The sequence below is a fragment of the Sphingomonas sp. J344 genome (genome assembly GCF_024700005.1).
In the GTDB taxonomy this organism is placed as follows: domain Bacteria; phylum Pseudomonadota; class Alphaproteobacteria; order Sphingomonadales; family Sphingomonadaceae; genus Sphingomonas.
The window spans coordinates 2,053,332-2,066,490 of record NZ_JAJONB010000001.1; the positions used below are offsets into that span (position 1 = coordinate 2,053,332).

Annotated in this window: 14 protein-coding genes; all 14 read left to right on the plus strand. The window is 67.5% G+C overall.

The genetic code is table 11. The features are described from left to right. Position 1: 1 nt before the first annotated feature. The gene (locus LRS12_RS10415; protein WP_257844517.1) at positions 2-163 is read left to right on the plus strand and encodes a hypothetical protein; all 162 of its coding nucleotides are present in this window, start codon (positions 2-4) and stop codon (positions 161-163) included. An 84-nt stretch (positions 164-247) separates the two neighbouring features. Further along, complete coding sequence (locus tag LRS12_RS10420; RefSeq protein ID WP_257844518.1) at positions 248-1,096, plus strand: S1C family serine protease; 849 nt, start codon at positions 248-250, stop codon at positions 1,094-1,096. Beyond that, positions 1,050-1,670 carry a PDZ domain-containing protein gene (locus LRS12_RS10425; RefSeq protein ID WP_257844519.1) on the plus strand — a complete coding sequence of 207 codons (621 nt, stop codon included), beginning with the start codon at positions 1,050-1,052 and terminating at the stop codon, positions 1,668-1,670. Before LRS12_RS10420 ends, LRS12_RS10425 begins: the two co-directional genes overlap by 47 nt. 14 nt (positions 1,671-1,684) lie before the next feature. Continuing rightward, positions 1,685-2,491, plus strand: a complete 807-nt coding sequence (locus LRS12_RS10430) for a response regulator transcription factor (protein ID WP_257844520.1) — start codon at positions 1,685-1,687, stop codon at positions 2,489-2,491. 5 nt (positions 2,492-2,496) lie between these two features. Then, positions 2,497-3,915: a HAMP domain-containing sensor histidine kinase gene (locus LRS12_RS10435; RefSeq protein ID WP_257844521.1), complete on the plus strand. Its 1,419-nt coding sequence runs from the start codon at positions 2,497-2,499 to the stop codon at positions 3,913-3,915. Continuing rightward, positions 3,905-5,326 (plus strand): trypsin-like peptidase domain-containing protein, encoded by a 1,422-nt coding sequence (locus LRS12_RS10440; protein WP_257844522.1) that lies wholly within the window; start codon positions 3,905-3,907, stop codon positions 5,324-5,326. The genes LRS12_RS10435 and LRS12_RS10440 overlap by 11 nt, the downstream gene beginning before the upstream one ends. A gap of 276 nt (positions 5,327-5,602) precedes the next feature. Beyond that, positions 5,603-6,295, plus strand: a complete 693-nt coding sequence (locus tag LRS12_RS10445; RefSeq protein WP_257844523.1) for a hypothetical protein — start codon at positions 5,603-5,605, stop codon at positions 6,293-6,295. A 97-nt stretch (positions 6,296-6,392) separates the two neighbouring features. Further along, positions 6,393-7,112: a hypothetical protein gene (locus LRS12_RS10450; RefSeq protein WP_257844524.1), complete on the plus strand. Its 720-nt coding sequence runs from the start codon at positions 6,393-6,395 to the stop codon at positions 7,110-7,112. A 34-nt stretch (positions 7,113-7,146) separates the two neighbouring features. Further along, positions 7,147-8,898 (plus strand): CHAT domain-containing protein, encoded by a 1,752-nt coding sequence (locus LRS12_RS10455; RefSeq protein ID WP_257844525.1) that lies wholly within the window; start codon positions 7,147-7,149, stop codon positions 8,896-8,898. A 1-nt stretch (position 8,899) separates the two neighbouring features. Next, on the plus strand, positions 8,900-9,913 hold the full coding sequence (locus LRS12_RS10460; protein ID WP_257844526.1) for a tetratricopeptide repeat protein: 1,014 nt from the start codon (positions 8,900-8,902) through the stop codon (positions 9,911-9,913). Positions 9,914-10,010: 97 nt separating this feature from the next. Beyond that, positions 10,011-10,436 (plus strand): hypothetical protein, encoded by a 426-nt coding sequence (locus tag LRS12_RS10465; RefSeq protein WP_257844527.1) that lies wholly within the window; start codon positions 10,011-10,013, stop codon positions 10,434-10,436. After that, complete coding sequence (locus LRS12_RS10470) at positions 10,433-10,687, plus strand: hypothetical protein (protein WP_257844528.1); 255 nt, start codon at positions 10,433-10,435, stop codon at positions 10,685-10,687. The genes LRS12_RS10465 and LRS12_RS10470 overlap by 4 nt, the downstream gene beginning before the upstream one ends. A 122-nt stretch (positions 10,688-10,809) precedes the next feature. Continuing rightward, a complete protein-coding gene (locus LRS12_RS10475) occupies positions 10,810-12,426 on the plus strand; it encodes a caspase family protein (RefSeq protein ID WP_257844529.1) in 1,617 nt (538 codons plus the stop codon). Beyond that, positions 12,335-13,111: a hypothetical protein gene (locus LRS12_RS10480; protein WP_257844530.1), complete on the plus strand. Its 777-nt coding sequence runs from the start codon at positions 12,335-12,337 to the stop codon at positions 13,109-13,111. The genes LRS12_RS10475 and LRS12_RS10480 overlap by 92 nt, the downstream gene beginning before the upstream one ends. Positions 13,112-13,159: the final 48 nt, after the last annotated feature.

Below are 13,159 nucleotides of genomic sequence, written 5' to 3' on the forward strand. Positions count from 1 at the left end.
GTTGGCGCGGACGCTACTGCGCGAGGCGGGCGGCCAGGCGCTGGCGCGGATGGCGACCGGGGCCGGATTCGACACCCGCGCACAGGCGGAGATGGGGCGGTTCACGCATGTTTTCCGCGATCAGGTCCGCGCAGCCTGGAGCCTGGCAAAGCCCGCCCGCTGACCCCGTCCGTCTGATCCTGACCGTCGCTTTCACCTGAACCAAATGACAGGAAAGGGGCATCTGAAGTCAGTATCCGGAACTTCCATGAACCCCAATCCATCCGTGAACCTGACCCGCCGCACACTCGGCTGGTTCCTCGGCGCGGCGCTCTGTCTTGGTGTTGCGCTCCCGACCACCGCGCGGGCAGCGGCGATGCCCGATACGCCCAAGGTGGCCGCGCCCGCCCAGGATGAAACTGCCATCGACCGCGCGATGAAGGCGGTGGTCGCGATCAGCCCGCAGGACGAGGCCGCGCGCAAGCAGAATGGCGATACCGAGGCGGCGGGCGGCTCCGGCTTCGTGATCCATGCCTCGGGCCTGATCCTCACCAACGCGCATGTCGTCGCGAAACTCGATACGGTCGAAGTCACCTTTGCCAATGGCAAGCGCTACCAGGGCAAGGTGATCGGACGTGACGGGCGCACCGATCTTGCGATCGTCAAGATCGAGGCAGACGGGCCACTCCCGGTACTCAAACTGGCGAAGTCATCCAAGTTGCCGCTGGGCGCAAAGGTCTTCGCGTTGGGCAACCCGATGGGCAACCGTTTCTCGGTTACTTCCGGGATCATAAGCGGTTATGACCGCGCCTATGACGTCGCATGGCCGGTGAACTTCATCCAGCATGATGCGGCGCTCAACCCGGGTAACAGTGGGGGGGCCGCTGATCACCGAGGAGGGGGAAGTGATCGGTATCAATACGGCAACGCCGCCCGAGACCATCTTCGACATCGGCATTGGCCTTGCGATTCCTGCCGAACTGGCAGCGAAGATCGCACCCCAGCTTGTCGCCGATGGCAAGGTCGTGCGCGGCCGGCTGGGCGTCACCGCGAGCAGCGCGGATGCCGGGATGGCCGAGGCGCTGGGCGCTCCGGGCAAGACGGGTCTGATCATTGATGCGGTCAGCGATGGTGCGACGGCGCGCGGCGGGCTCAAGATCGGCGATCTGCTGCTGAGCGTCGATGGGCGCAAGATGGAGGTCGTGCGCGATCTGTCGATGGCGTTGATCGACAGCAAGCCCGGCGACAAGGTCAGGGTCGAGATCGTCCGCGACGGCAAGTCGGTTGCGCTCGCGGTCCCGCTTGAGGCCGACGACGATCTCGCCGGCGAGCGCGGCAAGGTCGCGGCACTGGCCATGGACATGAGCGGGGCTGCCGCAGGGCCGTTCACGCTGGGGTTCGCGCTGCGTGCGGATGGTGCGCGCGTTCTGGTCGGCAAGGTAGAGGAGGCTTCGATCGGACAGATGTATGGCTTGTACGAGGGCGACGAATTGCTGGCGGTCGATGGCGTCGCGCCACGCGACGCGGCTGCGGCAATGGCCGCGATCAAGGCATCGAAGCGTGATGTGGCGGTGCTGCGCATCCAGCGCGCGGGACAGGGGACGCTGCATGTCGCGCTCCCGCTCAGCGCCGAAGCGGCCAAGGCTCGGCGCCCCGGCGTGCCGCGCCGCTTTCCGCGGGGACCGTTGTGACGGAGGGTGTGACGATGAGTAAGTTGAGACTGGACGCTGAAGCCGCGCAGAACATTGCCGACACCTTTGCCGGATGTCGCGCACTCATCCTGGAGGACGAGATCGGCGCGGAAATGAAGGCCGCGCTGGAAGCCGCCGGGTGCGAGAGTGTCGACCTGTTCGAGACCGGCGACGCCGCGCTCGCGGCACTGGAGGTCAACGCCTATGACGTGCTGGTGCTCGACCGGATCAATCCGGGGATCGAAGGGCTCGAGGTGCTCGACCGGGTGCGCCGTCGCCCCAATGGTCTCAAGACCGATCCCGATGTTCCCGCGCTCGTCTATTCGCTGCTCGGGGGCGAGGAACAGCGCATCCATGGCCTGATCGCGCGCGGTGCCGATGATTATGTGCCCAAGCCCGCGACCAGCGAGGAACTGGTCGCGCGTGTCGCCGCGCAACTGCGCCGCCGCAAGCCGACGATGCGCAGCAAGGGGTGGACCTGCGCGCCGCTGGAGGTCGATGCCGATACCAAGGACGTGCGGTGCAACGGACGTCTGCTCCAGCTGACCAGCCGCGAGGCGGACATATTGGTCGAGCTGTACAAGGAACGTGGCAATCCGCTGAGCCAGTCGATGCTGTGGGACCGCTGCTGGATCGGCAAGGGGTGGAGCCATTTCCCCGAGGAGTTCGCCAACACCGTCGATCAGGCAATCAAGCGGCTGCGCAAGTCGCTCAAGCGGCAATGCCCGGACATTCCGGACGACTGCCATCCGCTGGTGACCAATATCTGGGCGCAGGGTTTCGCGTTGCGCAACCTGGCGGGTATGGAGGGTGGCCGCTAGTTCGCATGCTCCGCTGGCTTCCGCTTCGTACCACTTTGGTGATCGGCGCGCTCGCCGCCGTCGCGCTGGTCGGCTTGACGCTCGGCCTGTTGCAGATGGTGTCGATGAACGCGCGCGAGGTGGCGATGGTGCGGGCGCAGGCCGACGCGGCGGTGCTGTCGAGCAAGATCGACAGCCTTGCCCCGGGCCTGTCCGTCGAGGAGCGCGATGCCGAAATCCTGACGATGGTCGCGGCGCGCGCGTCACAGGCGACCGATGGCGGGCGCTGCGACAGCGGCGAGCGGGCGCGGGCGCTGTTCCTCTATCGCGGAGCGGATGGTGCGCTGACCGGCACGCCCCGGCTCGACTGGCCGGCGGGCAAGGGCGAGGTGCGCTTGCGCGTTCCCGCCGGGACCGCATGCCAGCGCGCGGATGCGACCGCAGTCGGCACCGTCGTCGATTTGGGCGATGGCCGCGCGTTTCTGAGCGCGCGGATATTCAGTCCCGATCCACGGCTGGTGACGCGCGCCTATCTGCTTGCCGCGGGGGTCGGCTTCGGCTTCCTGCTGCTTGCCGGATTGCTTGCCTGGGCGCTGATGCGCGGGTGGCGTACCCGGCTCGATGCGTTCAACGCCCTGCTCGACCGCGCCGACCGCACCGGCTTTGCCGAGCGCGCCCCTGTGGACGAGGGCCAACCCGAGTTTCGGCTGTTGGCCCAGCATCTCAACGCGCTGTTGGCGCGGTCAGAGGATATGATCGGTGGCCTCAGGCGGCTCCACCGCCATGTCGCGCACGATCTGCGCGGGCCGGTGATGGTCGCGCGCAAGCATCTCGAGGCGCTCGCGCTCAAGGTGCCGGGCGAGCCGCTGATCGCCGACGCCGACGCGAAGCTGGTGACGATGGACAAGCGCTGCCGCATGCTGCTCGGCATCATCGACGCCGAAGTGTCGCGACGGCACGAGGCGGACAGTGTCGATCCCGGCGCACGGATCCGCCAGCTGATCGACGACATGTTCGTTTATCTGGGTGACGACAAGGATCTGGAGTTTGAACTGGACGCGGTCGACGCGCGGGTCTGCGTGGCGGGTGACCTGTTCGACCGGATGGTCGAGAATGTCCTGGGCAATGCCGTTAAGTTCGCGACCCCTGAATCGACGATCCGCTGTGCGGTCACGCGATCGGACGATACGGTGACCGTCGCGGTCGACAATGACGGGCCGGGGATCGAACCGAGCCGGACCGAGCGGATCTTCGAGCCCGGCTATTCCAGCGGCGGGGCGGACAGCCACGGGCTGGGGCTCGCCTTTGTCCGCACCGTCGCGCTGCGCGCGGGCGGCAATGTTCATGCTTTCAATCGCGCGGGCGGGTTTCGCATCGAAATCACATTGCCCGCGCAGGACGATGTAGATCAGAACCAGAGGGAAAGGGGACATGATGAGGTCTAGTTTTCACGGACGGCTGCTCGCCGGGGTCGCCGCCATCGCGATGCTGGGCACGCCGCCGCTCACGGTGAGCGCGGCGGCACAGACCGCACCCTATGACAGCGAGCGCGGCGTCTATAGCTATGCCCGCGACCTCAAGGCGGTTGCGCCGAGCGTGGTCAAGGTGATCGTGCTCGGCCACAAGCAGCAGGACGGCGAGCGCACCGCGTCGCGCGAAGGCCAAGGCGATCCGTTCCGGGGGCAGACGACATCGGCGCAGGCGGGACCGCAGGGTCAGGCACCGCAGGGCGCTCCCCAGCCGATCGGCAGCGGGTCGGGGGTGATCATCGACGCGGCGCGCGGCGAAATCCTGTCGAACAACCACGTCGTCGAGAAGGGGACCGCGTTCAAGGTCCAGCTCCATGACGGCCGCGTCGTCGATGCCGAGGTGGTCGGCCGCGATCCGCAGACCGACATCGCGCTGCTCCGCGTCAAGGCGACCGGGCTGCGCGCGATCGAGGTGGGCGACAGTGGCAGGATCGAGGTCGGCGACCTCGCCTTCGCGATCGGCTACCCCTTCGGGTTCGACCAGACGCTGACCATGGGCGTGATCTCCGGCCTGGGGCGCACGGGAATCGGCGACGGGCTTCAGGATTTCATCCAGACCGATGCGGCGGTGAACAGTGGCAATTCGGGCGGCGCGCTGATCGACAGTCGCGGGCGGCTGATCGGCATCAACACTGCGATCTGGTCCAAGTCAGGGGACAATAGCGGCATCGCCTTTGCCGTTCCGATCAACATGGCGATGGCGGTCGCCGACCAGCTGCGCCGCAACGGCAGCGTCAAGCGCGGGCGGATCGGCGTGACGGTCGGCCCGGTCACCGCCGAGGCGGCGGGCAGCGGATCGACGCGCGGCGCGCTGGTTGCCGAAGTCTCGCCCGACAGTCCGGCGGCCAGGGCGGGCCTCAAGTCGGGCGACATCATCACCTCCGCCGATGGCCGGTCGATCGAGGGCCCGGGCAACCTGACCGCGATCCTGGGCGTGCTTGAACCGGGCAAGACAATCGCGCTTGGCTATCGGCGCGGCGGCTCGACCGGGACGGCGCAGGTGACGGTCGAGGCACCCCGGCCGGTTGCGGTCACGCGGCCTTCGACCGGCGGGGCAGGACTGGCGGCACTCGGCGCGACGTTCCGCGACGTCAACGCGACCGACAAGGTGCCACAGCAGCTGCGCGGCGCGGTCGTCGCAACGGTTCAGCCCGGTTCGGCTGCGGCGCGGTCGGGCCTGGCGGTCGGCGACATCATCGTCGGGGTCAATGGCGAGCAAGTCCAGAGCGCTGCGGAACTTGCCCGCGCCTTCCAGAATATCGCGGGTGGCGCAGTGTTGTTCGTCGCGCGCGGCAACAGCCTGGTACAGCTCAAGCTGGAACGGTGATTGGGATGCGCCGGGCAAGTCCCGGCGCATTCCCATCTTGGGTAGGCTTGGGCCGGGAGTCGCGTTCATGTAACCGGAAACCGCCCGAATAGTGGCGAAAGCCATTCTAAACTGTCACGAATCAGAGACTTCGCGGCAAGTTTGATATGGAAACAAGGACTGAAACTGTTAGTGTCGCGCGGGCGGGGGCCACATTAAAGAAGAACCTGCCTGATCGAGGGATCAGTTCGCGAGGCCGGCTTGGGAGCAGGCCCGGAGAGTGAGGAGACATAGGTAATGGTTAAGTTCAACAAGAAGATGGCGATGGCACTGGTTGCCGCAAGCATGCTGGCCTCGCCGTCGGTCGCGCAGGACAAGAAGGGCACGAACCTCGGTGACAAGGAAGTGCCGGCGACCGAAAGCTCGAAGGCTGTCGACACGCTGGCGCTGGGCTATCGCCTGGCCGACTATGCCCGCACCGCCAAGGATGCGCGCGCGATGATCGTCGCCGCCAAGATGGTCGACTCGGTCACCGTCAAGGAAGGCACCGACAAGGGCAAGATCGAAGGCACCGGCAAGGGTACCGGCACCGCGAAGGTGACCACCGCAGCCGACCTGTTCGCCGAGGCGAAGACGCTCGCTGCGGGTGACGCCGACATTGTCGCTGCGGTCGAGGAAGCTCAGGCCGAAGCATCGCGCGGTGTCGTGGGCGGCGCAATTCGCACCGTCCAGTATGTCCCCGGCAACACCGTGTGGACCGTCCGCTTCGCTGCCCGTGGCGGTGAGCCGCTGGTCGTCGGCGTGCGCCGTGACTCGGCGACCCCGGTCGGCCTGAAGATCTTCGACGAGAACGGCAATCTGGTTTGCCAGGACATGTCGGGCAATGTGACGCTGTACTGCCGCGTCAACCCGATCTGGACCGGCCCGTTCTCGGTCCAGACGATCAACTATGGTGCCTATGGCACCGGCGCTGCGCTGGTGACCAACTAAGCGAAACGGCTGCTCGCCCCGGGGTGCGGACTTATCCCGGGGCGGTAGCTTTCTCAAGCACGCAGCGGCCTTGCCGCGCGTCGATGGGGAGGACGTGATGCGCTCCCGGACTCTGATCACCGCCCGGCAACTTCTGCTGGCAGCCGTGATATCGACTGCATCCCTGTTCGCCGCTGGACCCGCGACGGCCCAGATCCGCGACCTTGCCGATCCGGCACCCAAGATTTTACCCGATAACGAAGGCTCAGAAGCTGCGGAGGCGCTGGTGCTCGGCTATCGCCTCGCCGATTATGCGCGCGCGACCAAGGATGCGCGCGCGATGATCGTCGCGGCGAAGATTGTCGAATCCGCTCCGGTCAAGGAGGGGACCGACAAGGGAACGCTGGACAGCGGGGCAAAGGCGGAGGGCAGCGCCAAGCCGCTGACCGGCGCCGATCTCTTTGCCGAGGCGGCCCAGTTCGCCGCGGGCGACGCGGATCTGCTTGCCGAAATCGAGACCGCCCGTGCCGACGCGGGCAAGGGTATCGTGTGTCCATGCAACTCAATCCGCACCACCCAATATGTGCCGGCCAAGACGGTCTGGACCGTCCGCGCGACGTTTCGCGGGGGCGAACCCAAGGTGATCGGGATGCGCCGGGATTCGGCGACTCCGCTGGCGCTCAAGGTCTTCGATGAAAATGGAGGCCTGGCCTGTCAGGACATGTCCGGCAACGTGACCCTCTATTGCCGGGTCAATCCGATCTGGACTGGCCCTTTCTCGATTCAGGCGATCAATCTTGGGGAGACCGGCACCGGCGTGGCGCTGGTGACGAATTGACAAGGAGCAAGTGATGCCGCGCACCAACCCGTCCATGAGACTCAAGTGCGCGGTTGCCCTGCCGCTTGCTGCAGCGTTGCTGTCCGCCCAGACCACGCCCGACATCAAGATCGAGCCGGTGCCGTCGCCCGAAGTGCTGCGGTCAGAGGCGTTCGAGGCGGCGCAATATGCCCAGATTTCCGGCGCGGCAGCCGCGCTCGACCGCACCACCGCGCGCTTTGCAGCGGGCGGCGGTCCGCTCGCGGTCCTGGAGCAGGAGCGCGACAAGAAACTTGCCGAGATGGAGGCGGTCGATCGCCAGTTCAGCGCGCTGATCGAACGCGGCGCGCAGGTGCCGGAGGAAGAACGTCGCGCGCTGACCCAGCGCCGCGCCGCGCTGCGCGCCGAGGTCGATGTGATCGAAGCGAAGATCGCGAAGGATTTCCCCCAATATTTCGACATGACGCGCCCCAAGGCGCTCGACATCGCCGCCGTGCAGAAGCTGCTCAACCCCGATGAGGCGATGGTCGTCATCCTCGTGTCCGACGACGCCAGTTACACTTGGGCTGTGACGCGCGAGGGATCGACCTGGTCGCGCTCGGAAGCGATGAAACAGGACGCATTGGCCGCCAAGGTCAATCTACTGCGTGCCAGCATGGAAGTGGACGGCGCGCGCGGATCGGGCCGTCAGCCGCCGCCCGGCACCGGTACCGCCGCCGTCGCTCCACAGGGCAAGGCGTTCGACCGCAAGCTCGCACATGAGATTTACAAGGAACTGATCGCGCCGGTCGAAGGGGTGCTGAAGGGCAAGCAGGTGCTGTTGACCAATGTCAGCGGCCCGCTCACCTCGCTTCCGCTGGCATTGCTCGTCACCGCGCCGCCGGAAGGATCGGACACCGACCCGGCGGCGGTCGCGGGTAGCCCCTGGCTGATCGACAAATATGCGCTGGCCGAGCTGCCCTCGGTGTCGGCGTTGCGCTCGCTGCGCTGTTTGCTGATCGAAAAGCCGTCCGATGCCCATCCCGGCTGCGACGTTCGCGCCGGTTCGGCCAGCTACGCGCAGGTGCGCGGCGGCGGGATTACGCTTGCCGCTTATGGGGCACCGACGCTTGCCGGGGCCTATACTCCTGAGACCGGGCGCAGCGTGACCCCAGGGTTGGCCGGCCAGATGTACAAGGGCAAGCTCGCCGATCCGGAAAAGCTGCGCGCGCTGGCCTATCTGCCGCAGGCTAAGGCAGAGCTGGAAAGTCTGCAGAAGTCGTTCGGGACGCAATCCACCGTGGTGATCGGGGATGCTGCGACGGAAACGGCGGTCAAGGCGAGTAAGGCAATATCTGGAGCGCGCTTTGTCGTGTTCTCGACCCACGGTTTGCTCGCGACCGAGGTTGGTGACAACGCCGAACCGGGCCTTGTGTTTACCCCGCCCAAACAGGCCACGGAACTTGACGACGGGCTGCTTACCATGTCCGAAGTGACGGAGCTCAAGATCCCCGCCGATGTCGTCGTCTTGTCGGCGTGCAACACTGCTGCGGGAGACGGGAAGGACGCGAGTGGCTTGTCGGGCCTCGCCCGCGCATTCTTCCAGGCAGGCACTCGATCGCTGCTGGTCAGTCATTGGGCGGTCAGCGACGCAGCGACCTCGCTGCTGATGCAGCAGACCTTCGGCAACATCCAGAAGGGCGATGTCGCTGGGCGCGCGCGCGCGTTACAGGCGGCAATGAAGACCGTGCGCAGCGAAGGGACGGGCCAGTTCGTCAGCCCCAAATACTGGGCGGCGTTCACGCTGGTCGGCGATCCGGGCAAGTGAGGTGGCGGCGCGGCGCTCCTCCGGCGTCGTGCGCACGACGCTGATTGGCATCGCGCTCGGACTAGCGGCTGCCCCGGCAGCCGCGCAGAGCGTACCGCCGGTCGATCAGGCCGCGCAGTTCGAGGCGGAGGCGCGCGCCACATTGCGGTCCGCGACGCCCGGCAGCGAGGAGCATGTCGGGGCGCAGATTGCGCTGGGGATGTTGCTCCAGGCGCGCGGACGAGACCGGGAGGCAGAGGTGCTGCTCCGCGCCGCGCTGGTCGCGGTGATGCGGTTCGAGGGCGCCGATGGGCCGACCGCTGCGCTGATCAATTCACGGCTGGCGATCATGCTGATCGCGCAGGATCGCGCGGTTGAGGCCGAGAAGATTTTACGCCGCGCCGCAGCCATCCTTACCGCGACCCCCGATGCACCGCCCGATGCGGTGGCCAGCGTGCTGATCGAACATGGCCTGGTCCTCGCAATGCTCGAGCGGCATGCGGAGGCGGAGGCAAGCCTCAATCGCGCGTTGAAATTGGTCGATTCGGGTGTCGCGGAGGCCAGTTCGTCGCTCGCGGGCGCGTTGATGGCGGTTGGCTATGGCCTGCTGGGGCAGGGGCGTCACGCCGAGGCGGAGGTGGCATTGCGGCGATCGCTGGCGCTGCACGAGGCGCAGTTCGGGCGCGACCATTTGCAGACGCGCAAGGTTTTGGTCGCGCTCGGCATGACCCTGCGCGAACTGGGGCGTGAGGGCGAGGCGGAGCCCTATCTGCGCCGCGCGGTGATCGCCCATGCGCTGACCGGAATCTGGGACAATATGGACGCGATCATGGCGGCAGTCGCGATGGGCGAGGTGACCCGGACCCGCAGCCCTGGCGAGGCGCGGGTATTCTACGCCCGCGCGGCGCTGGGTGTGCAACGGCGGATCGCCAGCTTTCGCGGTTACGATGCCGGTGCGCAGGCCGAGTTGCGCTATTTTGCGCCGATCTTTGCGCGACAGGTCGAGGCGGCGTGGCGGATGGGCGCGACGCGGTGACCCGATTGTCAGACCCTGTCGGTCGCGCCAGACTGGGCGCAGGGCCAGGATGCGGCTCGTTCGAACCTGCAGGAATTGCGCCAGACCGATGCGCCTGATGATGCCCTTAGCCCTATTGCTCGCCGCACTGCCCGTCGCCGCAGCGCCGGTGGCGCATGACGGCCATGTCGAGGCCACGCCGCCCGATGCGGTGATCGCCCGCGCCGAGCTGGTCCGCGACCTGATCGCGCGCGCGCGCGCCGATCGCGATGTCGATATGATGATGGTCGCCGCGCGGATGCTGGACAGCGGCGATTTCGTGCTGGTCCAGGCGGAGAATGCGCCGATGGTGATCGGCCGCGCCAGCGCGAGCGAGCAATTGCCCGTCACCGCGCCCGCAGCTTTGCTTGTCGAGGCGCGCGGCTGGGCCGGGGGCGATGCGGACAAGATCGCGGCGATCGAGGAAGCGCAGGCCGAGGCGAGCCGCGGATCCTGCCTGCCGCAATCGTCTATACCCATGATTTGCCCGCCGAGCGCACATTGACCATGCGCGCGCGGGCAGAGGGCGGGCGGCTGGCGCTGGTGCGGGTGCGCGGCGATGGCGACGCGGCGCTGGAACTGGCGGTGACCGATGCTGCGGGCCGCGTCGCATGCACCGATCGTCCTCCGGTGACGTCCGGACTCGCGCGCCGCGACCTGCTGTGTCGCTGGACTCCGGGCCGCACCGAGGAATATCGTATCACGTTGAAAAACAAGGGCCGCGTGTGGACGCGCGCGATCCTCGTTTCGAACTGAAGGGGACGGACGATGTTGAGGCAGATCATGCTGGCGCTCGGAGCCCTGGGGCTCATCGCGGCGGGCCTGCCCCCGCGCCGTCGGCCGCGTCCGCGCCAGAGGCCAAGGGCCGGATCTGCGCCGTGATCGTCGCGGTGGCGGGTTATCGCGAGGGCATCGCCTCGCCGCTGCTCGGCACGTACAACGACGCGGTGCTGATCGCCGAGACGCTGATGCGATCCGGGGCCAAGCGCGACGACATCATCCTGCTCGCCGACAAGCCGTCGCCCGAACTGCTCGCGTCGAAGGGGAACCCACGACTGCGCGCCACCAGCCTGAAGATCGACGCACTGGCGACGCGCGAGAATATCCTCGGCGCGCTCAAGCGCGCGGCGATCGACACCCAGGCGGGCGACGAGGTGCTGCTCAGCTTCTCCGGCCATGGCGTGCAACAGGTCGAGGCGGTCGCCGGGTCTGAGCCGGACGGGCGCGACGAGGTGTTCCTGCCCTATGACACCGGCGCGCCCGACGCGAACTACACCAAGGTCGAGAATGCGATCCTCGACGACGAGATCGGCGCGGCAATCGACGCGATCCGGTCCAAGGGCGGCAACGTCACCTTCATCGCCGACTTCTGCCATTCCGGGGATTCGCAGCGGGACGCGAACGCGCCTCCGCCCGAGCCGATCGAGGCGAAGCTCAAGCTGCCGCCGCGCAAGTTCGTCGCGGTCAGCGATGCCGGATTCGTCCGCGATCTGGCGGGCGAAACCAAGAAGGGCGGAGCGGGCTGGGGCGCCTATGTCGGCATGATGGCTGCACCCTCGGCGGTGCAGGCGCGTCAGGCGATGGCCCCCGCCTTTGCGGATCCCGCCGAGCAGGCACCGCACGGCCTGCTCACCGTCTATGCGATGGCGAACTGGAACAACCCGCGCGTCTATTCCTATCGCGACCTCGCCAACCGCGTGACTGCCGGAACCGACAAGCACCCCAAGGCACCGCGCCCCGAATTCGACGGCGATATCGACCGGCCGCTGATGGGCGGGCTGGTCAAGAGTGGCGCGACCGCAGGAGCAGGCAGCTGGGCGGTGTACAAGCCCGCGCGCGTGTTCACCGCCGACACCAAGTCGACCGATCCCGTGAAGCTGGAACGGCTGGAGATGAGCGCAGGCCAGCTGCAGGGCGTGATCGAAGGGGCGATCGTCGGCCTCGCGCTCGCCGCGCCGACCGGGGACAAGGTGATCCTCTACGGTCGGGTCGAACGGGCCGATGCGTATAAGGCGATCCTGGTCCCGACTGCGTTCGGTGACATCCCGGCGGAGGCGTGGAACGATGTCCGCGACATCGACGGCAAGCCGCTGTCGCGTGAGGTGCGGCTGATCGCGACGATCGAGCAGCAGCCGGTCCAGCTCGACTATCGCATCGCGCTGCCCGCCGCCCCCGCCAGCCCCAGCGCGGCACAGGCGGCGGCACTGGCGGCGCTCAAGGAGATCAAGCCCGCCGATGTCGGTGCGACCTTCGTCCAGCCGGGCGAGGCAGCGGATCTGGTGCTGACGTTCAACGGCGACAGGCTGGCGCTGACCCAGCCGCCCGGGCAGGTGACCGCAGACTTTGGCGCGATCGATCTCGCCGCCGAACTGGCCAAGGGCGGCAGCACCCCCGACGATCCGCGTGCGCTTCGCGATCGGTGGCGCGCTGGTCAAGGCAACGCGGTTCAGCCGCCTGCAGCGGGTACTGGCGAGTCCCGCGCTCGCGACGGGTGAGCCGGGCGAGGATCCGGCGAAGAACGTGTCGGTCGAATTCTATGTCGGGCGGCCCAAGGCGCTTCCGGCAGGCGCCGCCTGCCCCGATACGACCGCCGACTATTATGCAGTCGACAAGGATGCGCGCCGCATCGGCGGTGACGGCAGCGAGGTGGGCGGCTTCCGGTTCCAGCGCTGCGACTGGCTGTTCATCAAGGTGACCAACACGGGCAAGTCCGACCTGTACGTGAACCCGCTGATCTTCTCTCCCGATGGCGGCATTCTGCTGTTCGATGGGCAGGACGGGCGATACAAGATCAAGGCCGACAACCCGACCCGATTGCGCGCGGGGGAGAGCGGCGTGCTGCAATACAGCCTGACCGACGCCAGCCCCGGCGGCGACCTGCGCGACGACCTGGTGCTGCTGGTCAGCGACGTCACCGACGGCGTCCCGGCGAGCTATGCGCGGCTGGCGCAATGCCCGGTGGTGCCGGGGCCGGAGGACGGCGCGGCCTGCGCCACCGCCGCCGGGCCGACGCTTGCGGGAACGCGGATGCGCAACAATGGCGGCGCAGGCACGGGGATCGAGGAGCTGATCGATTCCGCTTTGGTCGGATCGACGACCCGCAGCGGTCCCGCGAAGAAGCCGAGCGCGGTCTCCGCCCTGCGGTTCAGCTGGCAGACCGAGCGGACTGGCGGGCAATGATTGCACACCCCGGTTGAATCCGGCACATTCTGCGCATCACTGATCGGG

Excerpts from the sequence above, each read along its gene's own strand:
- LRS12_RS10420 (WP_257844518.1), top strand. The coding sequence starts at position 248 with ATGAACCCCAATCCATCCGTGAACCTGACCCGCCGCACACTCGGCTGG.
- LRS12_RS10425 (WP_257844519.1), top strand. The coding sequence starts at position 1,050 with ATGGCCGAGGCGCTGGGCGCTCCGGGCAAGACGGGTCTGATCATTGAT.
- LRS12_RS10430 (WP_257844520.1), top strand. The coding sequence starts at position 1,685 with ATGAGTAAGTTGAGACTGGACGCTGAAGCCGCGCAGAACATTGCCGAC.
- LRS12_RS10435 (WP_257844521.1), top strand. The coding sequence starts at position 2,497 with ATGCTCCGCTGGCTTCCGCTTCGTACCACTTTGGTGATCGGCGCGCTC.
- LRS12_RS10440 (WP_257844522.1), top strand. The coding sequence starts at position 3,905 with ATGAGGTCTAGTTTTCACGGACGGCTGCTCGCCGGGGTCGCCGCCATC.
- LRS12_RS10445 (WP_257844523.1), top strand. The coding sequence starts at position 5,603 with ATGGTTAAGTTCAACAAGAAGATGGCGATGGCACTGGTTGCCGCAAGC.
- LRS12_RS10450 (WP_257844524.1), top strand. The coding sequence starts at position 6,393 with ATGCGCTCCCGGACTCTGATCACCGCCCGGCAACTTCTGCTGGCAGCC.
- LRS12_RS10455 (WP_257844525.1), top strand. The coding sequence starts at position 7,147 with ATGAGACTCAAGTGCGCGGTTGCCCTGCCGCTTGCTGCAGCGTTGCTG.
- LRS12_RS10465 (WP_257844527.1), top strand. The coding sequence starts at position 10,011 with ATGATGCCCTTAGCCCTATTGCTCGCCGCACTGCCCGTCGCCGCAGCG.